The organism is uncultured Dubosiella sp. (assembly GCF_964018005.1).
GTDB classification, from domain to species: Bacteria; Bacillota_I; Bacilli_A; order Erysipelotrichales; family Erysipelotrichaceae; genus Dubosiella; species Dubosiella muris.
The window spans coordinates 45,698-69,097 of the sequence record NZ_CAXHOA010000005.1 but is presented as its reverse complement, the minus strand read 5'-3'; the positions used below and the strand labels follow the sequence as shown (position 1 = coordinate 69,097).

The 23,400-nt window shown below is 50.5% G+C and carries 21 protein-coding genes and 1 other annotated feature; of the genes, 15 read left to right on the top strand and 6 right to left on the bottom strand.

Annotated elements, in window-relative coordinates:
• Window positions 1–260 precede the first annotated feature (260 nt).
• Window positions 261–614 carry a GNAT family N-acetyltransferase gene (locus ABNS49_RS04905; RefSeq protein ID WP_277820834.1) on the bottom strand — a complete coding sequence of 118 codons (354 nt, stop codon included), beginning with the start codon at window positions 612–614 and terminating at the stop codon, window positions 261–263.
• A gap of 1,101 nt (window positions 615–1,715) precedes the next feature.
• Between ABNS49_RS04905 and abc-f the strand changes: the two genes are divergently transcribed.
• From abc-f to ABNS49_RS04865, 8 genes are all read left to right on the top strand, one after another.
• Window positions 1,716–3,209 (top strand): ribosomal protection-like ABC-F family protein, encoded by a 1,494-nt coding sequence (gene abc-f, locus ABNS49_RS04900; RefSeq protein ID WP_135980783.1) that lies wholly within the window; start codon window positions 1,716–1,718, stop codon window positions 3,207–3,209.
• 10 nt (window positions 3,210–3,219) lie between these two features.
• Window positions 3,220–3,421, top strand: a binding site (T-box leader).
• Between the two features lie 34 nt (window positions 3,422–3,455).
• Window positions 3,456–6,068, top strand: coding sequence for a valine--tRNA ligase (locus tag ABNS49_RS04895; RefSeq protein ID WP_135980784.1), 2,613 nt, complete (start codon window positions 3,456–3,458; stop codon window positions 6,066–6,068).
• The gene (locus ABNS49_RS04890; protein ID WP_135980785.1) at window positions 6,061–6,525 is read left to right on the top strand and encodes a MarR family transcriptional regulator; all 465 of its coding nucleotides are present in this window, start codon (window positions 6,061–6,063) and stop codon (window positions 6,523–6,525) included. Before ABNS49_RS04895 ends, ABNS49_RS04890 begins: the two co-directional genes overlap by 8 nt.
• Window positions 6,506–6,805, top strand: coding sequence for a hypothetical protein (locus ABNS49_RS04885; protein ID WP_135980786.1), 300 nt, complete (start codon window positions 6,506–6,508; stop codon window positions 6,803–6,805). The genes ABNS49_RS04890 and ABNS49_RS04885 overlap by 20 nt, the downstream gene beginning before the upstream one ends.
• Before the next feature lie 129 nt (window positions 6,806–6,934).
• A complete protein-coding gene (locus ABNS49_RS04880; protein WP_135980787.1) occupies window positions 6,935–7,873 on the top strand; it encodes a DnaJ C-terminal domain-containing protein in 939 nt (312 codons plus the stop codon).
• A gap of 167 nt (window positions 7,874–8,040) precedes the next feature.
• Window positions 8,041–8,427 (top strand): hypothetical protein, encoded by a 387-nt coding sequence (locus ABNS49_RS04875; RefSeq protein ID WP_135980788.1) that lies wholly within the window; start codon window positions 8,041–8,043, stop codon window positions 8,425–8,427.
• A 58-nt stretch (window positions 8,428–8,485) separates the two neighbouring features.
• On the top strand, window positions 8,486–9,079 hold the full coding sequence (locus ABNS49_RS04870) for a hypothetical protein (RefSeq protein WP_135980789.1): 594 nt from the start codon (window positions 8,486–8,488) through the stop codon (window positions 9,077–9,079).
• 101 nt (window positions 9,080–9,180) lie between these two features.
• The gene (locus ABNS49_RS04865; RefSeq protein WP_135980790.1) at window positions 9,181–9,618 is read left to right on the top strand and encodes a hypothetical protein; all 438 of its coding nucleotides are present in this window, start codon (window positions 9,181–9,183) and stop codon (window positions 9,616–9,618) included.
• Window positions 9,619–9,654: 36 nt separating this feature from the next.
• Here ABNS49_RS04865 and typA read toward each other — a convergent pair whose 3' ends face one another.
• Entirely contained in the window at window positions 9,655–11,490 is a 1,836-nt protein-coding gene (gene typA / locus ABNS49_RS04860) for a translational GTPase TypA (RefSeq protein ID WP_135980798.1), read from the bottom strand.
• Between the two features lie 132 nt (window positions 11,491–11,622).
• On the opposite strand from typA, the gene ABNS49_RS04855 reads away from it, so the two are divergent.
• The 4 genes from ABNS49_RS04855 to ABNS49_RS04840 all read left to right on the top strand — a co-directional run bounded on the left by ABNS49_RS04855 (window position 11,623) and on the right by ABNS49_RS04840 (window position 15,857).
• Window positions 11,623–12,369: an alpha/beta hydrolase-fold protein gene (locus ABNS49_RS04855; protein ID WP_168353622.1), complete on the top strand. Its 747-nt coding sequence runs from the start codon at window positions 11,623–11,625 to the stop codon at window positions 12,367–12,369.
• A 68-nt stretch (window positions 12,370–12,437) separates the two neighbouring features.
• Complete coding sequence (locus ABNS49_RS04850) at window positions 12,438–12,629, top strand: DUF6440 family protein (RefSeq protein WP_135980792.1); 192 nt, start codon at window positions 12,438–12,440, stop codon at window positions 12,627–12,629.
• Window positions 12,630–12,750: 121 nt separating this feature from the next.
• A complete protein-coding gene (locus tag ABNS49_RS04845) occupies window positions 12,751–14,526 on the top strand; it encodes a DUF975 family protein (protein WP_135980793.1) in 1,776 nt (591 codons plus the stop codon).
• A gap of 122 nt (window positions 14,527–14,648) precedes the next feature.
• Window positions 14,649–15,857 carry an MFS transporter gene (locus ABNS49_RS04840; RefSeq protein ID WP_135980794.1) on the top strand — a complete coding sequence of 403 codons (1,209 nt, stop codon included), beginning with the start codon at window positions 14,649–14,651 and terminating at the stop codon, window positions 15,855–15,857.
• Between the two features lie 22 nt (window positions 15,858–15,879).
• On the opposite strand, the gene ABNS49_RS04835 is transcribed toward ABNS49_RS04840, so the two are convergent.
• Window positions 15,880–16,218: a NifU family protein gene (locus tag ABNS49_RS04835; protein ID WP_277820835.1), complete on the bottom strand. Its 339-nt coding sequence runs from the start codon at window positions 16,216–16,218 to the stop codon at window positions 15,880–15,882.
• A 9-nt stretch (window positions 16,219–16,227) separates the two neighbouring features.
• Window positions 16,228–16,692 (bottom strand): divergent PAP2 family protein, encoded by a 465-nt coding sequence (locus ABNS49_RS04830; RefSeq protein ID WP_135980795.1) that lies wholly within the window; start codon window positions 16,690–16,692, stop codon window positions 16,228–16,230.
• A 164-nt stretch (window positions 16,693–16,856) separates the two neighbouring features.
• Between ABNS49_RS04830 and ABNS49_RS04825 the strand changes: the two genes are divergently transcribed.
• Entirely contained in the window at window positions 16,857–18,128 is a 1,272-nt protein-coding gene (locus ABNS49_RS04825) for a glucose-6-phosphate isomerase (protein ID WP_135980796.1), read from the top strand.
• Between the two features lie 152 nt (window positions 18,129–18,280).
• Here ABNS49_RS04825 and ABNS49_RS04820 read toward each other — a convergent pair whose 3' ends face one another.
• Entirely contained in the window at window positions 18,281–19,588 is a 1,308-nt protein-coding gene (locus ABNS49_RS04820; RefSeq protein WP_348687746.1) for an IS4 family transposase, read from the bottom strand.
• Window positions 19,589–19,959: 371 nt separating this feature from the next.
• Window positions 19,960–20,859, bottom strand: a complete 900-nt coding sequence (ispH, locus tag ABNS49_RS04815) for a 4-hydroxy-3-methylbut-2-enyl diphosphate reductase (protein WP_135981350.1) — start codon at window positions 20,857–20,859, stop codon at window positions 19,960–19,962.
• Between the two features lie 133 nt (window positions 20,860–20,992).
• Here ispH and ABNS49_RS04810 point away from each other — a divergent pair, with 133 nt between their 5' ends.
• Both ABNS49_RS04810 and ABNS49_RS04805 read left to right on the top strand, forming a co-directional pair.
• A complete protein-coding gene (locus ABNS49_RS04810; protein ID WP_135981349.1) occupies window positions 20,993–22,315 on the top strand; it encodes a DEAD/DEAH box helicase in 1,323 nt (440 codons plus the stop codon).
• The gene (locus ABNS49_RS04805; protein WP_135981348.1) at window positions 22,312–23,163 is read left to right on the top strand and encodes a deoxyribonuclease IV; all 852 of its coding nucleotides are present in this window, start codon (window positions 22,312–22,314) and stop codon (window positions 23,161–23,163) included. The genes ABNS49_RS04810 and ABNS49_RS04805 overlap by 4 nt, the downstream gene beginning before the upstream one ends.
• Window positions 23,164–23,400 lie beyond the last annotated feature (237 nt).

Below are 23,400 nucleotides of genomic sequence, written 5' to 3'. Positions count from 1 at the left end.
CAAAGGAGGGTGAGGAAAATGTGCAACTTGAGCCAGGGATTGATTGAAAAAGGAAGAGAGGAAGGACGAAATGAAGGGCGAAAAGAAGGCGCCGTGAAAGCGTCGGTCGACGCCATCCGGCGCTTCTCCAAAAAATTCAACATTCCGATCGAGGAGGCGTATCAAACGCAGGCCGAAGGGCTGACCCGTCAGCAGGCGCGAATCGTCCGGTCGCGTTTAAATTTGAAATAAGACAAACAAAAGAGTCCGCAAGGACTCTTTTACTGTTGCTGCTGGTCGAGAACTTTGGCCGCGTAGGAGCAAACGGGAACAAGGGTGAAGCCATGCTCTTTCGCTTTGCGCGCGACCATCATGACGAGTTCGCGGGCGATACCGCGACCGCCAAATTCGGGCTGGACTTCCGTATGCGTAATGATCCAGCGGTCGCCGTCGACCTGGTATTGGCATAAACCAATGAGCTGGCCGTCATTGTAGGCGGCGGACCGGCTTTTTGTCCCTTCAAATACGTATTGAATCATGTTTTTTACCTCTTCTTCTAACGATATTTTACTCCGGCAAGAAGAAGGAAGGGAACCGGATGCCCGAATTAAAAGAGTCCTTTCGGACTCTTTCATGTTATTGGATGAATGTTTTCTCGTCCTTCTATATGTACCACGTTTTGATGTGGATTTTTCTCTTCCTGTTTTCGCATGCCCTGGACTTATTCTTTTCGCTTGGTTATCGCGTCCATCTTTCCTTTCAGATGCTTTCGCTTGTGACGATTGATCTTCTTCATCATTCGTATCCGCCTGCTGCCATTTTCATGCTGTCGATCGGTTTGGATTCCTTTATATTGTCATTGTGCTTGATGAGATTTCCTCCTCATCTTTTTTAATGAAAAGATTTCCGTTTTCGATCGTTGTTGACGTTTCATTTTAGCGACTTTTGTGTCGAGGAAGTTTGACGATTTTTCATTCGATCCGACATAGATCTTTTTCTATGCGCCCGGCGAATACAACTTGTTAAGTGTTTGCCAGGGGATCAAATTACTTCGCCTATTGGGTTTGATTCGTTCCGTGTTCACACGCTTTGGAATCCTGCTTCTTCCATTTTTTCATTGACTTTCCGGCTGTTCCTTTCGAAATCTCGTCTTTCTTTACAAACAAGATCTGCTCATTCGATTTGTTGATCGTTCAATGCCGTTTCCGTCTTTTTCTTTTGATCTCTTCAATCCGGTTTTTTGAATTTCGCTTGTTGTAACGAGAGTTTTTCCCTCATCTCATTCTTTCCAAATCGGCTCGTCAAGATCGTTTTGTTCATTTTAGCGACTTTTGTGTCGAGGAAGTTTGACGATTTTAATGTTGATCCTTCATAGAATTTCTCTATGTTTTAACCGTTTTTTTCTTGCCGTTTCTTTTGGCACCTTCATCATAACAGCCCGTTTTCATGATGACAAGAAACTGGAAAAAGTGGCCCTAAAACTGGAATTTTCATGAAAAACAATGGATTTTCGGACTTGCCATTCCGCAAATCATTCCGTATACTACGTTTGAAAGAGGTGAGAAGATGTTGAATGGTTCTGTTTCGAAAAAAATTTAAAAACAGAAAACTTCCATCTTTTTACTATGCCAAATCAAAGGATCGTAAAGCCGATCCGTTTTTCAAATTCAAATCAGTTCACAAAAGACCGCCGAAGTTTTCTTCGCGGTCTTTTGTGTTATTGGAGGTGAAAAACTATGGCGATGATTACCGTCAAACATTTAACGTTTCAATATGAATCCATTGATGATCCCCTTTTCCAAGACGTGTCCTTTTCCATCGACACGAACTGGAACTGCGGACTCATCGGAAAAAACGGCAATGGAAAAACGACCCTTCTAAACCTGCTTTGCAAAAAACTTTCCGGAACCGGAACGGTCGACTGTCCCGTCCCGGTTGAAATTTTTCCTTACGCCATTGCCGATCCATCCCGGGTCACGACCGACGTTTTAGAGGATGTGTCCGGCGCGCAGCCATGGCAAATCCAAAAGGAATGCGCCCGGCTCGAATTGCGCTCCGATCTTTTATGGCAGCCATTCGAGACGCTTTCGCAAGGAGAAAAAATCCGCTGTATGCTAGCCGCCCTCTTCTTAAAAGAAGGCGCGTTCGTGCTACTCGACGAGCCAAGCAACCATCTTGATGAAAAAGGGAAACAAATTCTCGGCGCCTATTTAAAATCCAAGCGTGGGTTTCTGCTTGTTAGCCACGACCGCAAACTGCTCGATGACTGCGTCGATCACGTCGTCGCCCTGACACCCCAGGGCGTGGACGTGCGAAAAGGGAATTTCTCCGCCTGGCATCTCGATCATGAAAACATGCTCGCCAAAGACCGGGCTGAAAACGAGCGGCTCCGCCATGAAATCAAGCGGCTGGAGGCTTCAGCCCGTATGGCCGGCAGCTGGTCGAATGCCAAAGAAAAACAAAAGATCGGCGCCGCCGACAAAGGGTTTGTCGGACACAAGGCTGCCAAACTCATGAAACGCTCCAAAGCCATCGAAGCCCGAAAGGAAAAAGCCGTCGAGGAAAAGCGAAAGCTCATCAAAAGCGACGAGCAGCCCGAGACGTTGCGCATCCAAACACGCGACTATAAAAAATCGACGTTGATGCACTTGACACGCGTTCGCGTCGTCTATGAAACCTGGTCGACGCCAAGCCAGACGTTTTCGATCGGGCAAGGCGAGCGGATCCGGCTTTGCGGTGCCAACGGGTCGGGAAAAAGCAGTCTGCTTAAAGCGATCGTCGGACAATGCCCGTATGAAGGGACAATCGAGGCAAGCGCTGATTTAACGGTTTCCTATGTCGCCCAAACCGTGGAAGAGGCGCAAGGATCCATTGAACGCTACATCGCGCGCTACGCCATCGACCGGACTTTGTTTATGACGATTTTACGCAAGTTTGGCTTTTCCAGAGCGGAACTGACCCATCCGCTTGAAGCGCTTTCCGCCGGCCAACGGCGAAAAATCATGCTGGCCCGCAGTTTGTGCGAATCCGCCCACCTCTACGTGTGGGACGAGCCGCTCAACGATTTGGATATCGACAGCCGCGAACAAATCGAACGCATGCTGCAAGAAAGCGGCTACACGATGCTGTTTGTGGAGCACGACACCATGTTTTCCCAAAGCGTGGCCACGAAAGAAATTGATTTTGACGAAAAAACAAACGAGGAGGTTCACATTCAAAAAACGATGTGATAGACTATTGGAAACGGCGTTGAATAAAAGGAGTAGTCTGGACGGATTGATAGAGAGTCTTCGGGTGGTGGAAGAAGATATGAAAGGCAGGCGAAGGTAGTTTAGGAGCCGTTCTCTGAGCTTAGTAGGAGAAACCGTGCGACCGCGTTAAGGTCTTGAGGCATACGTCCGTATGCGAATTAAGGTGGTACCACGTGCAGCACGTCCTTAGGGATGTGCTTTTTTTTATTTGGAAAGGAAGAGAGTATGCTAGAACCAAAATACGACCACACGAAAGTGGAGGAAAACCGCTATGACCAATGGATTGACCAGGGGTATTTTACCGCGGGGGATTTGACGAAGAGCCCGTATTGTATCGTCATCCCGCCACCCAATGTAACTGGCAAGCTCCATCTCGGACACGCCTGGGACACGACGATCCAGGATATCTTGTCGCGCTACAAGCGCCTGCAAGGCTTTGACGTGCTGTGGCTGCCCGGTATGGATCATGCCGGCATCGCGACGCAAGCCAAAGTCGACGCCCGCCTCAAAGACGAGGGAATTTCCCGCTACGACATCGGCCGCGAGAAATTTCTGGACCGGGCGTGGGAGTGGAAGGAGGAATACGCCTCCACCATTCGCAAACAGTGGGCCAAGCTTGGCTTGTCGCTTGACTACACGCGCGAGCGCTTCACAATGGATGAAGGACTGTCGCAAGCCGTTCGCAAAGTGTTTGTCGACCTGTACAACGACGGGCTGATTTACCAGGGCGAGCGCATCATCAACTGGGATCCGCAAGCCCGCACCGCGCTGAGCAACATCGAAGTTGAGCACAAGGAAATCATGGGCCACATGTATTACTTCAAATACAAAGTTGTGGAAACCGGGGAAGAACTCGTCATCGCCACGACGCGCCCGGAAACGATGTTCGCCGACCAGGCGATCTTCGTTCATCCAGACGACGAGCGCTACAAGCACCTGGTTGGCAAGCACGCCATCAACCCGGCCAACGGACAGGCGCTGCCAATCATGGCCGACGACTACATCGACATGGAATTTGGAACGGCCGTCATGAAATGTACGCCGGCTCACGACCCCAACGACTTCGCGCTCGCGAAAAAATATGGACTCGACATGCCGATCTGCATGAACGACGACGGCACGATGAACGCCATGGCCCACAAGTACGAAGGCATGGACCGGTTCGAATGCCGCGAGGCGCTCGTGGCCGATTTTGAAAAGGACGGTGTGGTCGACCACATCGAGGAGCACCCGCACCAGGTCGGGCATTCCGAGCGCACAGGCGTGATCGTGGAGCCGTACTTGTCGAAACAATGGTTTGTCAAGATGCGCCCGCTCGCCGACGAGGTGCTCAAAAACCAGCAAGGCGAGCAGCGAATCTCGTTTGTGCCGGAACGCTTTAACCACACGTTCGAGCAATGGCTGGAAAACATCGAGGACTGGTGCATTTCCCGCCAGCTGTGGTGGGGACATCGGATTCCGGCATGGACGAACAAGGAAACCGGTGAAATTTATGTCGGCATAGAAGATCCGAAAGATCCGGAAAACTGGATTCAGGACGAAGACGTGCTCGATACGTGGTTTTCCAGCGCGTTGTGGCCGTTTTCCACACTCGGTTGGCCGGAAGAAACAGCCGATCTGAACCGGTATTTCCCGAACGATGTGCTCGTCACCGGATACGACATTATTTTCTTCTGGGTGGCGCGCATGGCGTTCCAGACCCGCTACTGCATGAACAACCGGCCATTCAAAGAAGTGCTCATTCACGGCTTGATCCGCGATCCGCAAGGGCGCAAAATGTCGAAGTCGCTTGGCAATGGCGTCGATCCGATGGACGTGATCGCCGACAAGGGCGCGGATGCGCTGCGCTTCTTCTTGACGACCAACTCGGCGCCGGGACTCGACTTGCGCTACGACGAAACAAAAATCGACGCGTCGTGGAACTTCATCAACAAGATTTGGAACGCGTCGCGCTACGTGCTCATGCAGCTGGATGGGCAGGACTTGCCTTTGCGTGTCGACGACTTGACGCCGGCGTCGAAATGGATCTTGGAAAAGATGAACGAAACGATCGAGAGCGTGACCGTCAATATGGATCGTTACGAGTTGTCGATCGCGGGCAACGAGCTGTACAACTTCGTATGGAACGACTTCTGCTCGTGGTTTATCGAATTGTCCAAGCCGGCGCTGCGCAGCGACAACGCGGCCGAAGTGGAAAGCACGAAAGCGACGCTGGCGCTCGTGCTCAAAAACATTTTGATTTTGCTGTCGCCATTCATTCCGTTTGTCGCCGAGGAAATTTATTCGAATTTGCCAAACGCCGACGATTCGATCAACACGGAAGCGTGGCCAAAACCTGTCGACGTGAAAATGAGCGCCCAGGAAATGGACCGGATGGAGATGCTGATTGGCGCCATCAGCGCGGTGCGCGAAATCAAAAACGAATACCACCTCAAGCCTTCGGAAACGATCGAAATTTCCTTGCACGATGAAAAAGGCGCGGCCATCGAGCTGCCGGAAAACCTGAAAAACCTGCTCGAAGGCATGGCGCATGTGCAAGTGTGCGCCCAGCTGCCAACCGAGGATGTGCTGTCCCGGACGATCGACCACGCGATTTTGACGGTCGCCATGGCGGATCTCATTGATTTGGAAGAAGAGAAGGCAAAATGGGAAAAGGAAATCGTTCGTCTGGAAAAAGAAGTGATTCGTGGAGAAAAGATGCTTTCGAACCCAAGATTCGTGGAGAAGGCACCAAAGGAAAAGGTCGATGCGGAGAAAAACAAGCTGTCCACGTATCAGGAACAACTCGCGATCGCGAAAAAACAGCTAGCTTCGATCGAGAAAAAAATCAATGGATAAAAAACAAACACAGCCTGAATTGTCCAATGAGCGGAGATACGAGCTCATGCTTTTGATTGTGCAGCGTATTCGAAAAGCCTGGAAGGATCAGCTGAAGCTGTATCCGACGATGAAATCCAAGGATCTGGATATGCTGGCGTACATTTATACCGCGAAAACGCCTATCACGATGCAGGACCTGGCGTCCTATTTAAAGGTATCCGCGGCCGCGGTTTCGCAAATGGTGGCTTCTTTGGAAAAAAAGCGGATTTTGCGCAAGACGCCAAGCGAAGTCGACCATCGGATCAACGAGTTGTCGCTTCATCCGGAACTCGTCGAATCCATCGAGGAGGACCAGCGTCATATGGCGGCGCTTCTGCGCGAATTCGAAACGTTTTCGAATCATGAATTTGATTTGGAGGCGCTGTTTGAACGCGTCCTTGCCTTTGCCGAGCAGCATGAAAAAGATTCTGTTTGATTGCGAATCGGTAAAGGATCCGTACGAGTTCTTGCGCGAGGCGCTGGAAATCGAGCCGATGGACAAGGCGCAGCTGAAGCGCCGGATCCTTGGGTTTCGAACGCCGGCGATCGTGGAGGTGGAGCACCGGTTTGAAGGGGTGAAACGATGGAGCGAGTTCATCAATTTTTTGGAAGAAGTTTCGCAAAAGAACCGGTTTCTCTACATTGTCTGGGGCCCGAAAAAGGTGGAGAACCTCATTGCCGAAGAACAAATGGGGCAGGTTTTGAAGCCCGGTTGACATTTTCTTGTCCGCTTTGAAAAAAGCGGACTTTTTTGGTGGAAGCGTGTGAAACTCCATCCGGACTTGATTGTGCTAAAATAAAAAGGAATCAGAGATCATTAGGGATTTTTCTGGAAAGGATCAAGTATGACACAAGGATTGTATGAAGTATTGGGGATCTCGAAAGGCGCGACCGAAAAAGAGATCAAAAGTGCATATAAAAAACTGGCGAAAAAATACCATCCGGACTTGAACAAAGGCCCGGAAGCGGAAGCGAAGATGAAGGAAATCAACAAGGCGTATGAAATCTTGTCGGATCCGAAAAAACGGGAAATGTACGATGAATTCGGTGAAAAGGCGATCGAAGCCGACTTCAACGAGGAAATCCTGAATTCCTATAAATATTCCTGGTCCAACCAGGGACAGCAAGGCGGATTCGGACCAGGAAACGGATGGCCGTTTGGTTTCGACGACGACTTCCTCAACAACATGTTTGGCGGCCAGGGCGGCGCGGGCCGGGGCTCCTTTTACCAGGACTACTCGCCACGTCCGATGAAGGGGGAGGATTTGAACGCCACGATCAACATCGACTTTATGAAAGCGGTGCAAGGTGGTCCGGAAACGGTTTCCTTCACCATCAACGACGGCGTCAATCCGCCAAAGAACGTCACATACGAAGTGAAGATTCCGCAAGGCATCCGCGAAGGACAAAAGATTCGTTTGTCCGGAAAAGGACTGGCCGGTTTGAATGGCGGACCGGATGGCGATTTGTATTTGAACGTCCACATTCGTCCGGATCAAACGTTCCGGCGTGAAAACGAGGATATCTACGTGGAAATTCCGGTTGACTTTACGGACGCGCTGCTTGGAGCGAGCATCGACGTGCCGACTATTGACGGAACGGTTTCAATCAAGATCCCGGCCGGAACGCAGCCTGGACAAAAATTCCGTCTAAAAGGCAAAGGGGTCAAGACCGCCAAGGCGACAGGCGACGAATACGCGCAAATCAAAGTGACGCTGCCAAAAGAAATGAGCGACGAGCAAAAAGAGCTGATCGAAAAATTCAAGGCGACCCAAAATCAATAGTTCGCGACAGACTTCGAAAGAGGTCTGTTTTTTTTAATAATTATTCCAAATTCTCCCATAAAATAATTTATTTAGATTAATTGATAAAAACAACATAGTCACGTATGATGTATGTAGTTAAGCAAGACTTAAACGAACGGGAATCACAAAGAGAGGAGATTCTTTTTATGTTCATTCCTTATTTAGAAAAAAGAAAACGGGAGAATCCAGCCGCGAACCGCCGGCAAATCGACTTGCACGACAACCGGATGGCGGCGTTTGTGCCGGTGTGCACGCTGCTGCTTTTGTTGCTAGGCACCTCGGTTTTCTCCCTTGCGACCGTGCAGGAGTGGTTTCGGCCGCGATACTTTATGACGGGCACGTTCTTGTTTTTTTGGCCGATTTGGTCGTATTGCCGCGGACTGTTCATGTTCGCGAGCGTGCTCGTCGTGCAAACACTCATCGTCGTCTCGGGATTCATGCTTGGCATGCCGGGAACGCTGGCGGTTTTTCTTTACATTTTTATGCCTGGGTGGCTCGCTTTCAAAGACGCGTATCGTGGTTTTTTTCACTGATTCCGGTTTTTTTGGAAACAATCGTGTATACTGGTGAACAGAAGGATGTGATGAAACAATGAATGGATGGGCTCAGCTTGGCGTGATTTTGCTAATTGGCGTCGTCATTTACTCCGTCGTCAAGCGAATCGTCCAGACCCGGACGGAAAACCAGTACATGCAGTGGTTTGGGGAAGGAAAGTTTGACCGGATTCTGGCCTCGATCGACTCGTGGAAAGGAAAGTGGCTGTTTCCACTGTACAACCGCGACCACCTCAAACTGCAAGTCGCGCAAATGACCAACGACAAAGAGCAAATCGACGCGCTGCTGGACAAAATGCTCGCCATGAAGACGACACCGGAACAGCGCAAGGAAATCGTCATGCGCGCGTTTGAATACTTCATATACGAGCAGGACCGGCGCAAAGCCAAACCGCTTTACCAGGAAATCAAGCAGCACTTCGACAAGAAGACAGCGCACCGCGCCAGGCTCATGTACGAAGTGTATATTACCCATAAAGGCGATTTGGTCGACGAGCTGCTCGAACTAGCCAAAACAATTCCCGATTCCGAAAAGGGAACGTGCTATTTGCTGCTGGCGCAGTCCTACAAAAACAAGCACGATGACGAAAAACAGCGCGAATACGAGCAGCTTGCCAAACAATACCTCTAAAGATCCGAAGACGGGTCTTTTTTTTCGCCAAACCGACAAAACCGTCATGATTTCACCTGGATCGTTTTTTATACTCTTGAAGAAGGAAAGGAGGTGGGAGCATGCGAAAGCTGACTTTGTGTGCCGCAGTCGTGCTGCTGGCAGGACTGGGCGGCTGTTCGAAAGCGGAATGGCTCGAAACATACAACGCCGTCGTGGAAACGACTGGCACGCTCGCGCTCGATCCGGATGGAAGCCTGGTCGGAGATCGCAAGCTGGAGGATTCGTATCAAGGGACGTATTCGGCTTTTTACAAGGATTTCAGTGGTGTGGAAACGATATTTGGCGGCACGTCGATCGAGGCGCAGACATTGCGAATCGAGGCGGTGGCGCAAGGGGAAAGTGGAAATTTGGAGATTCGCTGGCAAAAAGGGGATCAAAGCGAAGTGCTTGGTGAAGGGGAATCGTTCATTCAAACGATCGAGTGCGAGGCGGGAACGAATTTGATCGAGATTGACGCCAAGCATTTTACCGGCGCGCTGGAATTGCGCGTACAATAAAAAAAGAGTCCGCTTTCGCAAGACTCTTGGTTGGGTTTATCCGTTTTTCTGCGCCATTTTCTGACGGTACAAGTTTCTGCGATCTTGCGCTGTCAATCCTTTTTTGCGGATACGAATCGCGTCCGGCGTCACTTCGACAAGCTCGTCATCGTTGATCCATTCCAGCGCCTCCTCCAAAGAGAACACGCGTGGCGGCGTCAGGAACATGCCTTCGTCGCGTCCGCTGCTTCGGATGGCGGTCAGCTTCTTGTTTTTGAGCGGATTGACATCGAGGTCGATGTTTTTCGCCGACTCGCCGATAATCATACCTTCATACACATCCGTCTGCGGCGAGATGAACAGCTGCCCGCGTTCCTGTAAATTCCACAACGCATACGTCATGGCCGAACCCGTTTCCGTGGAAATCATCGCACCCTGCATACGCTGCGTGATCTCGCCCTTGTATGGCTCGTAACCCGAAATCCGGCGCACCAGCGTGCCTTCGCCGTGCGTATCGTTGATAAACTGCGTCCGGAAACCAAGCAAGCCGCGGGTCGGCGCGGTATACGTGATTTTAACGTAGCCGTTTTCCTCTTCCATGTCCTGCATGATGCCTTTGCGCAAGTTCAGCTGGTTGATAATCGTGCCCTGGTATTCGGCAGGCGCGATGCACACGACTTCCTCGACTGGCTCGACTTTTTGCCCGTTCTCATCGCGGTGCAAAATGACTTCCGGCTTCGAAACGGCCAGCTCGTACCCTTCGCGGCGCATGTTTTCGATCAGGATCGAAATGTGCAGCTCGCCACGGCCGCTGATTTTAAAGCAGTCGGCGCTCTCGGTCGGCTCGACTTTCAAACCGACGTTGACTTCCAGCTCTTTTTCCAGACGCTCCTTCAAGTTTCTGGACGTCACGTATTTTCCGGATTGTCCGGCGAAAGGAGACGTGTTGACGTGGAAGTTCATTGACAACGTCGGCTCCTCGATTGCGATGTGGTCCATCGGCTCCACGTGGTCCGGATCGCAAATCGTGTCGCCAATCGAAATGTCCGGCATGCCGGCGATGACGACGATATCGCCCGAATGGGCTTCTTTGACCGGCGTTCTCGAAAGGCCTTTGTAGACGAAAAGATTCGAAATCGACTCCTTCTTTTCCAGCCCTTCCTGATTGCAGCGGATGTACGGCTGGCCCGGCTTCAACGTGCCTTGATAGACGCGGCCGATTCCTAAGCGGCCAATGTACTCGTCGTAAGCGAGTGCCGAAACCTGCATTTGAACGGGTTCCTCGTCCAAATCGGGATACGCCTCGCAATGTTTGAGAATCGTGTCAAACAGCGGGTCGATATTTTCGCTTGGCGTGTCCATATCGTACTGAACGATCCCTTCGCGCGCCACGCCATACAAAATCGGGAACTCGAGCTGCTCGTCGTTGGCGTTCAAGTCGAGGAACAGCTCGTACACCTCGTCCACGACTTCCTCGGCCCGCTGGTCTTTTTTGTCGATCTTGTTCACGAGCAGGATCGGCTTCAAACCGATTTCCAGCGCCTTGGACAACACGAACCGCGTTTGCGGCATTGGGCCTTCGCTGGCGTCCACCAGCAGGATGACGGTGTCGACCGTCCGGATGATCCGCTCCACCTCGCTGGAGAAGTCGGCATGGCCCGGGGTGTCGACAATGTTGATTTTTACGCCATCGTGAATGACGGAACAGTTTTTTGAATAAATCGTGATTCCGCGCTCCCGTTCCAAATCGTTGGAATCCATGACGCAGTCCACGACTTCCTCGTTGTCGCGGAACACATCGCTTTGGCGCAAAAACGCGTCGACCAGCGTACTCTTGCCGGCGTCAACGTGGGCAATCACAGCTATATTTAAGATTTTTTCTTTTTCAGGCATCGTTTCACTCGCTTTCATAATTTTTAGCACTGCCATTATACTCTTTGCCTGCTAAAAACACAACGAAACCCACTCAAAACGAAAGAATCGCCATTGTATGGTATAATGGCACCGGGAAAGGAAAGGGTGAGAATGATGCAAATTCGCTATTTTAAAGAATACTCCCGGTTTCTGAATCGGGATATGGAATTCAAAATGTATGGCCACGCTGGCCGTTTATGCCTGGTCGTGCCTTGTCAGGATGGACGTTTTTTTGAATGGGAGGACCGGCACATGTTCGAGCTCCTTCAAGATTTGATCGACCAGGGCCGCATTCAATTCGTGACCGTCGATTCCGTCGATCTGGAATCGTGGTCGAGCTTTGACGCCACGACGCCGCGCATGGAAAAACAGGAAAACTGGGTGCAGTACGTCATGCAGGAGCTGCTTCCCAGCGCGAAAGCCAAAGCCGGAAAAGACGCGGGCGAAAGCGTGATGGTGATGGGAGCGAGCATGGGGGCATTTCACGCCGGCAATTTGTTTTTCCGGTTTCCGGACACGTTCACGCAAGTGCTCGCGCTCTCGGGCCTTTATGACATGTCGCCGTATTTTTACGACGGGCATGTTGATTTCAACGCCTATCAAAACAACCCGTGCGGTTATTTGTCCAACATGGATCCGGCCCACGGCTACATCCCGAAATACAATCGGGCGCAGGCGGTTTTCGTCGTCGGGCAAGGCGCGTGGGAAAACGAGTGCGCCGCCGATTTGCGCAAGCTGGCCGATATTTGCTGGAGCAAGGGAATTCAGATCCAAACGGACTTCTGGGGATACGACACGCCGCACGACTGGCCGAGCTGGGAGCGCCAGATTCGGGAATATTTGCCGCAAATGTGCTAATGTCAAATCCCTTTGACATCGCTTCGCGCAAAAATGGCGTATAGTGAAGGGGAAAAGGAGGATTTGAAATGAAAACGCAGGAACGTTTCGTGGAAACGTATCGCCACGGGATAGCCAACACGCAAGTCATTCTTGTAGATCGGGAAACGGGCGTCAACTATTTGATGGCCAGCAACACCTTGGGCGCCATGGGAATTTGCGTCCTGGTCGACGCGCAGGGAAATCCCGTCGTCACCCCGGTCGAGTCCGAACTCGAATGAAAAGAAAGGAAATCTGAAGAAAAGCGGATTTCCTTTTTTTTGCGCGCGAAAGGATCCGTTTTTTAACGATGTCTTGGTATTCGGCTTGCATCTTAAATTCGAAATTTTGTACACTGGAACTATGAAAGTCAATCGAAAAGAAATGAAAAAAAGAGCGAGAGAAAATCTTTCGCGGCATTATGGATTGTATGTGTTCGTGTGCATGGTGGCCGCCTATTTGGGCACAGAGCAAGCGCGCGCCTTCCGGTTTTTGAGCGTGTTTTCCACCGGACAGGGAGCCATGACCGGTCTGCTGATTCGCGGCGGGATCAACCCGGCGCTCAACGATGTGGTCAATTTCGTCCAGACCCACTTTGTCCATGACATTGGCAGGATTCCCGAACTGGGCACGACCAACGGCGTGTTCGCGCTACTCGTGCGCACGATTGCCGACGGGACGATTCCGAGTTATTTCGTGCATCTGGCCGATTCCCTGACCCGATCGCCGCAAGCGGGCACCTTGATTTTGATTGGATTCGCAGTGACTGTTCACGCGCTTTTCTGGGTGTTTGTCGTGCAGACGCTCAGCGTCGTCAACCGCCGCTTTTTCGTGGAAGGCAGAATTTACGAAAAGGTGCCCTTCGATCGGTACTTGTTTTTCATCCGGGTGAAAAAATGGTGGAGCGTGGCCAGGGCGCTGCTTTGGAAAAACGTGCTGTGGTGTCTTTGGGCGCTAACGATTGTCGGCGGATGGATCAAGCATTACTCGTATTTGCTCGTTCCCTATATTTTGGCGGAAAACCCGGAAACGACAGGCCGGCAGGCCGTCGCTTTGTCGCGGACGATGATGAACGGCCACAAATGGGAGGCGTTCATGATTTCGCTCTCGATGCTTGGATGGTACATTCTCGATGTGGCGACGCTGGGCGTGTCGAGCTTGTTTTGGACCAACGCGTACCGGCAGGCGATCTTTAGCGAGTTTTTCGTCCGGATCCGGGCCGGGTATTTGGCGGAAAATCCAAAAGCGGAAACGGTGTTTGACAACCCGTATTTGTATCGGCTGGCGCCGCGCGGGCTGTTGGAAAAAGCCTACGCCAAGGAAATCGTGGATATGAAGAAAATCAATCCGATCCAAAACGCCTACACGGGATTCAAAGGATTCCTGGAGCGCAATTTCGGCCTGGTGTTCCGGCTGTCCAGCCAGGAGCGGGCGTATGAGCGCTACAATTTCACGCAATGGGACTTGAAAGAGATGAAATGGCAAGTCGAGCGCAAGGAATACCCAATCAAGCTGTCGCCGATTCCGGAAATACGACACCGGCATGTGCTGCGTTCGTTGTATCCGGGACGTAACTACACGGTTACGAGCGTGGCGTTGCTGTTTTTCTTCATGTCGTTTGTGGGCTGGTGCTGGGAAGTGTCGCTCCATTTGATCCAAAACGGCCGGTTCGTCGACCGCGGCGTGCTCCATTTGCCGTGGCTGCCGATTTACGGGTTTGGCTGCGTGTTCATTTTGCTGCTGCTGCGCCGCTGGCGACAGGAACCGTTGAAGGAGTTTCTTTACGCGATCGTTTTGTGCGGCGTTGTCGAATATTTTACGAGTGTGTATTTGCAGGCGGTATACCACACCGAATGGTGGAGCTATCAAGGCTATTTTCTGAATTTGAACGGGCGCATTTGCGCCGAGGGGCTGCTCGTCTTTGGGCTGGGCGGTATGGCTTTTGTGTACATCGTCGCCCCGCTTCTGGACAACTGGTTCCGGAAAATCGGAATCGACAAGCTGAACAAGGTGGCAATCGCGCTAGGCGTCGTCTTTGTGGCGGATGTGATTTACTCCCATTTTTATCCAAACGAAGGGCAGGGCGTGACGACGGGAAAAGTCGTGACGGAGCGTGCCTCCCACAAGGCAAGCGGATGAGAACGTCCGCTTTTTTTCTGGAACGATTTCTATTCGTTTTTCGCATAGATTTCGATAAAAAATAAGTATTATTCAATCGCTTTTTGGAGCCGTATAATCACTTTCAGATAGAGGGAGGTTTGATGATGGCAAACAAAGAAGCGAAACTGAGTGCGCAGACGATGGGGGTCTTTATGATTATGAACTTTACGATGTCCTTGTCGGGAACGCTGTTTAACGGAATCCTGGACCGGATCGCGCTCGAGATGGGGATCAGCGTCGCGCAAACCGGGTATTTGACGTCTATGTACGCGTATGGCGCGATTGGCGCGCCGGTATTGCTCGCGTTGTTGCGAAACGCCAAGCGCAACGCGATGCTCGTGGGAACGCTGCTTGGAAATATCGTTTTTGGGCTTTTCTCAATCGTCGCGCTGGATTTTTTCCTGCTGCTGGCTGCGCGGTTTGGACTTGGCCTGATGGGCACGACGTATGGCGTCGTGGCGACCACAAGCGTCGTGGCGTTGTCGGATGAGCGGCAGGTCGGGCGCAACTTGTCGTTGCTGATTACGGGCGCGGCCGTATCGCTCATGGCGGGCGTGCCGTTGTGCCGGGTGTTGATTCGCGATTTTTCCTGGCAGTCGATCAACTTCGCGCTCATTGTGATCATGGGACTGGGTGTATTGTATTTCGTGTTTTGCCTGCCGACAATCAAAGCGTCGGGCGATTCGCTTCACTTGAAGCAAGAATTGGCCATGTTGAAAGAGCGGCGCGTTTTACTGGTCGTGCTGGGCAGTTTGATTACCTTTGTCGGGTATGGGGCGTTTTACACGTATGTGACGCCTTATCTTGTAGAACGGTTTCCTTTGCTGGAACCGTATATGAGCGGATTGCTCGTCTTGATTGGCGCTTGTTGCTTTTTGGGAAATCTTTTTGGCGGCGTCGTGTGCGACAAGATCGGTTTCGAAAAAGCGTGGTGGATTGGATCCGTATTGCAGGCGGTGCTCGGTGCGGCGATTCTCATGTCGCAGCGCTATGTCGTTGCCAACGTGCTGTTTGTGCTGGTATGGATGTTCAACGGATGGTTCATTGGCTTGCAGCTCAATACGGGAATCAATCTTGTAACCGGGCGTAAATCCAATTTGGTTGTTTCGATCAACAACTCGATCATTCAATTCGCACAGGCGCTTGGCACCTCGATCGCTGCTGTTGTGATCGCCAGAGCGGGAATCTCGATGGATATCGTGATTTCGATCGTCACGTTTGCCGGAGCTGTGACGTTGATCTTGTTGTTGAGCGGCGGGCGCATAATAAAAACCAGCAAAGACGCAACCTTGCTGGCGAAAGGGGAGTGAGTGTTTCGCTCCTTTTTTTGTTTTACACTAAAACGACATCCCGAAGACCGGGAATCTCGTCGAGCAGCAGCAGCTTGATTCCGCCGCTGAAATCGTCGGCCGCCATCATACAGCCGGCGCAAGCGCCCCGGAAGGAGACGTACGCGATGTTTTGCTCGTCGATGCCAAGCAGCTCGACGTCGCCGCCATCGTGTTGAATGTAGGGCCGGATCTTGTCGAGGCATTCTTCGACTTGCTCCTCTTCCACGACGATGTTTTGCGGATCCTCTTGTGCTTTGGCCGCCGGCTCGTTTTGCGGCTGCTCTTCGACAGGCGCCGTGTCGTTTTTTTCCATTTCGGTTTCTTTGTTTTCTTCTGCCATCATAACCTCCTATGCGATAAATAAGGGAAGCAGGATCATCGGCACGATGAGTCCGACGCCGAATCCGCCCACCACTTCCACGCTTTTATGTCCTAAAATCGTTTTGAGTTTCTCTTGATAAATCGGATCGTCAAGGTGAAGTCCCATCATCGACTTGAGGTCTTTGATGAGCTGCTGGGTCAGCGCGATGTTTTTGCCGCTGTAGTAGCGCACGTGGCACGCGTCGTACATGACGATGAACGAGAAGATCGCGGTGACGGCGAAAATCGCCGAGTCGAATCCTTCCTGAATGCCGATCGCCAGCGACAGCGCGGTGACTGTCGAGGTGTGCGAGCTTGGAAATCCGCCGCTCGCCATGACCCAATGTAAATCCCATTTGCCGGTACGATAATAGTATACGAACGTTTTGGCGACTTGCGCGACCACGTTGGACAGCAGCGCGCTCACCAAAGGGAACAACGATGAAGGAATCATAAAATACCTCCTAATCAATACGCATTATAGCATAAATTCCGAATAAAACGAGATGAAGTGATTTTGTCGGCAAATCAATAAAATGAAAGCGTAAAAAATAGAAAACCGAACGAAGAAGCGGTATAATGAAATCGTCTTAGGCACGAAGGGAGAAACAAAGCACAATGATTAAGTTGGATTTAAATCATGCATTTTTGAAAGAAAATGTCAAAGACTATCAAGAAGAAGTGTGCCGCATTGACGAGTCGCTCGTTCAAGGCACCTGCAAGGGAAATGATTTCATCGGATGGCTGACTTGGCCGCAGGATTACGATCGGGAGGAATACGCGCGGATCAAGGCTTGCGCAAAACGCATCCAGGACATGGCGGACGTGCTGATCGTCTGCGGAATCGGCGGATCCTACCTTGGGCCTCGAGCTGGAATCGAAATGGTTAACGGTCTTTATCCGACCAAACAAATCGAAGTGATTTACATGGGAAATACGTTCTCGAGCACGTACATCGCCCAGGTCATGGACTATATCAAGGACAAGAGCGTCGTTGTCAACGTCATCTCGAAATCGGGAACGACGACGGAAACTGCGATCGCGTTCCGGATCCTGAAGCAGTTCATGGAGAAAAAATACGGAGCCGAGGCGAGCAGCCGGATCATCGCCACGACGGACAAGGCGCGCGGCACGTTGAAGACGCTGGCCGACAAGGAAGGCTATGAGACATTCGTCATTCCGGATAATATTGGTGGACGCTTCTCGGTCATCACACCGGTTGGCTTGCTGCCGATGGCCGCGGCCGGACTGGATATCGACGCCTTCATGAAAGGTCTTTCCGATGGAAGCGGCGAATACGGCGACGCGGATCTGGATAAAAACCCGGCGTATCGCTACGCGGTGGCGCGCCGGATCTTGCAGCATCAAGGCTACGACGTCGAATTGTTTGTCGAATACGAGCCGCAAATGCAAATGGTGGCTGAATGGTGGAAACAGCTGTTTGGCGAAAGCGAAGGAAAGGACGAGCTGGGCATCCTGCCGGATTCGGCTTGCTTCTCGACCGACCTGCACTCGCTTGGACAATTCGTTCAGGATGGCAAGAAGGTTTTGTTTGAAACGAATTTATATGTCGACCAGCCGGCCATCGACGTGTTGTTCCCGAACGACGACAAAAACGAGGACGGCATGAATTACCTGGCCGGAAAGTCGATCGACTGGGCCAACAAGATGGCGGCCAAAGGAACGCTGATGGCGCATGAGGAAACCGGCGGCGTGCCAAACATCATCTTGACGATGCCGGGTATGAGCGCGTACGACTTTGGTAACATGTGCATGTTCTTCTTCAAGGCGATCGCTTTGACGACGTTGATGAACGGAAGCAACCCATTCAACCAGCCGGGTGTGGAAGTGTACAAGAAAAACATGTTCAAACTGCTTGGAAAAGAATAACGAAAGAAAAAAGAGTCCATGGACTCAATGTCATTTAGTTAAGAAATGGCTTAACCATCTGGAGATTAATTTCCAGATGGTTTTTTTTGAAATGTGCACGACAAAAAACTGAAGTGTTGTCACTCCATTTTTTTAAGTTTATAATTTAACTGTTAGTCATAGCGATAGTTGAATCCTATCGCATTTTTGGGTTTTATCTTCCGCTCATTTTGGCGATTGTGGCGGACTGGTAGTATTTCTTTGGCTAACAATTCTTCGATATTGGGCAGATCCGTTCTGCCCTTTTTCTTTAGATAATCTCGAATCATATGATAGGCGCGGACATAATTCAATTGGTATTCATATTCCCGTTTTCTTTCTTTGATTCGCACCTCGTTGGTAATCCTTCTACAGAAGTTATATAGGATCAACCTTGCATAGATCTCCTGTTCGATCAGATTTCGCTTTTTTGAATGCAGGGTATTCAAGTCAAGATCATATTTCAAATCCCGATAGGATGTTTCGATTTCCCAGCGTCTATGATACAGTTCCTTTATTTCCGTTATTGTGAATTCGTCTTTATCCAGATTGGTAACGATACTCTCATATGTACCGTCACTGATTTCAAAACGGACAACTCGGAAACTCATATCATAGAATTCACTTTCGCCAAAATAATCGAATCGTTGATTTTTCGGTACGAATTTATAGATCTCAGGATGTGCCTTTATCTCCTTTGTCTGTCTCCTCGTCAATGTTCGTTTGACTGTCCTATCGAATTCGGTATCCGGAAAAGGACCAAAGCTTCGAAGCACACTCGTTCTTGAACCGATATCTTTGACCCGAATCAAGAATTTGTTTCCGGAATGATTGATTTGGGCGAACGAATTGAGTGATTCATAGCCTCGATCGGCAATGAATATGGCTTTTCTTCCTTGATATCGTTCAACGATCTGACGGAAAGCGCCATTTTCATCCATTACAGCCTGACCTTGGATAATGACATCTTCGTAGGTATGTTCCAACAGATCGTAGCTCGTATTGATATGGAAAGCAGAAAATGGAATGTTTGATTGATTGCCATTCATTATCGTCGTTTTTTCATCTTTGAATTCGTTACGGATAGGAAGAACGGTTCCATCCACAGCGATCAAGCGAAACCCCTTGAGTAGAGGAACGATATGGGTGTTTCGATTGAAAGAATCGAAAAGAGAGCGAAAAGCGTCGGGACGGATCTTGTCTCTAGCCTGTATAAAAGAAGAAGCTGTTGGTGTATCGAGATGATATCCGAAGAGTTTATAAATTTCATCTTTCAAGGAACCAGCTTCAAGAAGAATGACATTGAGTAAAGTATTACCAAAAAGATGTTTCCGTTTCCGGGTAAAATGTTTCATGGGATCAACGACAAAAAGAGAGCGGGAGCGATCCATAGTTTTGATACAGGAATTGAGATGTTTTTTCAAGGATTTAAAATTGTTCATAAGTAACCTCCAGACGAATGCCTATAAACAATTGGCCAAGTATCATGAATGATACTTGGCCACACGTTTTTGGATGGAAGTCAACAAAAATAAGAAAATTATCTAAAAAAAAAGAGGGTACACTTTAAAATGTATCCTCTAAGACTGCCATTTCTTAACTAAATGACATTGTCCATGGACTCTTTTTTCATGTTAAATAAAAGGGATTGAGGAGGATATCGGTGCTTGAAGCTTTATTCACCGGTTCCAAGCATTTGTGTAAGCCACACAATAAACGCAAACATAGCTAACTCCTTTCAATGATGAGCAGTTCTTGTTATGTCCCTTATAGGATATACCATTTGAAAGGGGTTTCAAAGCCGTATGCCCGCTTAAAGAACGCGTTCGATTTCAAAGGGCTCGAGCGTGCCGTCCTGGACAAACCGGATGATTTGGCTGGTCAGGTATTTTGGCGTCGAGGCGCCGGACGTGACGGCGATGGTTTTTCCGTTCCAGTCGAAGGCGCGCAAGTCCTCGACGGTTTCCGCTTTGACAACGGTCGGGATTTGGGCGAGCCGGGCGATTTGGGCGAGCTGCTCGGTGTTGTTGCTGGTGGGGTCGCCCACCACGATGAGCACGTCGACTTCCTGATTTTGGAGGGCGAGCACGGCTTCCTGGCGGACGCGGGTCGCGTTGCAAATCTCGTTGTGGAAGCAGGCGGAAGGGTAGCGGCGCCGGATGGCGTCGAATAAATGCTCGATGTCCAGTGTGGACATCGTTGTCTGGTTGGTGACGAAAATCGACGGGGCGTCCAGTTCCGGAATGTCGGACTCGGTTTCAATCAAGTACACGCGGCTGGATAGCGTGTAAATCGACTCCGCTTCCGGATGCTTGTTTTTGCCGATGTAAAAGACAACCGCGCCTTCCTCCAGCTTTTCCTGGACGATGCGCTGGGTCTGGACGACGAAACGGCAGCTCGCGTCATAGACGCGCAGTCCTTTTTCTTCCGCTTTTTTATAGACATCCGGATGCACGCCGTGGGCGGTAAAGATGACGATGCCGTCGTCAATCCGATCCAGCAGTTCCAGACGGGTTTTTCCTGTTTCCTCGACGGTTTCGATGTTCCAGTGCCGCAAAGCGAGCTTGACGTAGCGGTTGTGGACGAGGTTGCCTAAAATCGTGATTTTCTGGTCGGGATGCTCGGTTCTGACTTCCTTGGCGATTTTGATCGCTTTCATCACGCCGCCGCAGAACCCTTGCGGCATGACTTCGATGATCGTATTGTTTTTCATAGTAAAAATTATGGCAAAACGACGGACGTTTGTAAACGAAAACGAGCCAAAAGCCGAACTTTGGGTTCAACCCGATGTCCACAGGCGCGAAAAACAGGTATAATAAGACGTGAACCTATTTCAGGAGGCAATCATGGATAAACTACAAGAAATCATGGAGTACGAGCATTTTAAAACACTGACTCCTATACAAGACGCGATGCTGTCGCGAAAAGACAAAAACCGGGATTTTATTGGAATCTCGTCTACGGGTTCGGGAAAATCACACGCTTTTTTCATCCCGATCATTGAAAAAATCGACCCGACGCAGGACAAGGTGCAGGCGATCATCTCGACACCGACAAGAGAGCTGGCGTACCAGCTGTACGATCGGTTCAAAGGCTTGTGCGACCACTTCGGCATTCGAATGAAGCTGGTTACGGGCGGTATGGATAAAAATATCGGCACGTTGGCGCCGCATATCGTCATCGGAACGCCGGGACGGATGAAGGACTTGTTTTTGGACGAGAAAAATCTGCGGCTGGATACGGCGAAGACCGTCGTCGTGGACGAGGCCGACATGACGATGGAGTTCGGCTTTTTGGAAGATATCGACCAGATTTTGTCCAAACTTGACGAAAACGTGCAGGTTATGGTTTTCTCGGCCACGATCCCGGAAAATCTGGAACCGTTTTTGAAAAAATACTTGCACAATCCGGAAATCGTCCGGATCGACCAGGACGAGGACTACCAGGCGAATATCGAGAACGTTCTCGTTCCGTGCAAGCACAAGTCGTATACGGAAAAACTGCTTGAGGTGCTGCCGGCCATCAATCCGTACGTGTGCCTGATCTTTTGCAATACGACGCAGGAGGCGGCGGAAACGGCCAAGCGCATGCGCGAGGAAGGATACGACTTGGTCGAACTGCATTCGGGTCTGGAATCCAGACAGCGCGCCCAGGCCATCCGGCAAATCCAGTCGCAAAAAAAATCGTATATCGTGGCTAGCGATATCGCTTCGCGGGGAATCGACCTGGAAGGCATCACGCATGTCATTAGCTGCGGATTCCCGAAGGATTTGAAGTTTTTCGTGCACCGGGCCGGACGGACGGGCCGCGCCAACCGCGAGGGCACGTGTATCGCGTTGTACAAGCCGTCGGACCAGCGTTCGATTGACTTGCTCATGAAAAAAGGCATCGAGTTCGAGCACAAGGATGTGCGAGGCACGCAATGGATCACGCTCAAGCCGTTTGGGGTGAAGGCGACACGCCGCGCCGATCCGCTCCAAAAGGAAATCTCGAAAATCGTGCGTTCGAAATCGAAAAAGGTGAAGCCGAACTACCGCAAAAAACAAAAGCAGGAAATCGACCGGCTGCGCCGCAAGAAAAAGCGTGAAATTATCCAAAAGGACATTCAACGCCAGAAAAAAGAGCGGGCGAAGGAAAAGCAACGCGCGAAACGGGCGGGTGAACGATGATCTATCTTGGAAGCCACGTTTCGATGAAGGCGCCCGACTATTTGCTGGGCTCCATACGGGAGGCGCTTTCGTATGGCGCCAACGCATGTATGATTTATACGGGAGCTCCGCAAAACTCCAAGCGTGTGCCGATCGAAAAGTTCAAGCTCGACGAGGCGAAGACGCTCATGGAGGAAAACGGCTTCTCGATGGAGCGAGTCATTGTCCACGCGCCGTACATCATCAATTTGGCCAATTCCGTCAAACCGGAAACCGCGCAGTTTGGCGTGGAGTTTTTGATCGAGGAGTTGAAGCGGGTGCGAAAAATCGGGGCGAAGACGATTGTCCTGCATCCTGGCGCCCATATGAAGGCGGGTGTGGAAACCGGCAGCGCGTGGATCGTGGACGGATTGAACGAAGTGCTTGATCAGGACGAGAGCGATATCGTCATCGCGCTGGAAACGATGGCGGGCAAGGGAAGCGAGGTTGGCTCGAAATTCGAGGAGCTGGCCGAAATCATCCGGAACATCCACAAAAAAGACCGGGTCAAAGTTTGTCTGGACACGTGCCACATTCACGACGCGGGCTACGATATCAACGAATTTGACGCCGTGCTGGACGAGTTCAACACCGTGATTGGCTTGGACAAGCTGGCGGTCGTGCATGTCAACGATTCGAAAAATCCGCAAGGGGCGCGCAAGGACCGGCACGAAAACATTGGCCAGGGCTATATCGGATTCGATACGCTGGCAAAAATCGTGCACCATCCAAAACTGGAATCCATCACGAAAATTTTGGAAACGCCATATATCGACAACAAGCCGCCTTATAAAGAAGAAATCGAACAACTGCTCACGTGGAAGGAATAATCATTTGACCGTTTTGCCTGTTGGCAAAGCGGTTTTTTTGATTGGTTCGCAAATTGTCTGAGACCAAAAAGCCGGTGCCAATCGGCACTTTCCATTCTAAAGACGGGAATCATTGGCAAGTGTTTGGCATGATGTACATGATTGCATCGCGCGAGCGTGGAGAATGACCATGTGTGCGGACTGTGATCGTTTTTTTGACTTGTTTTTGCCGTAGAGCTATGGTTTGGGCATCATGAC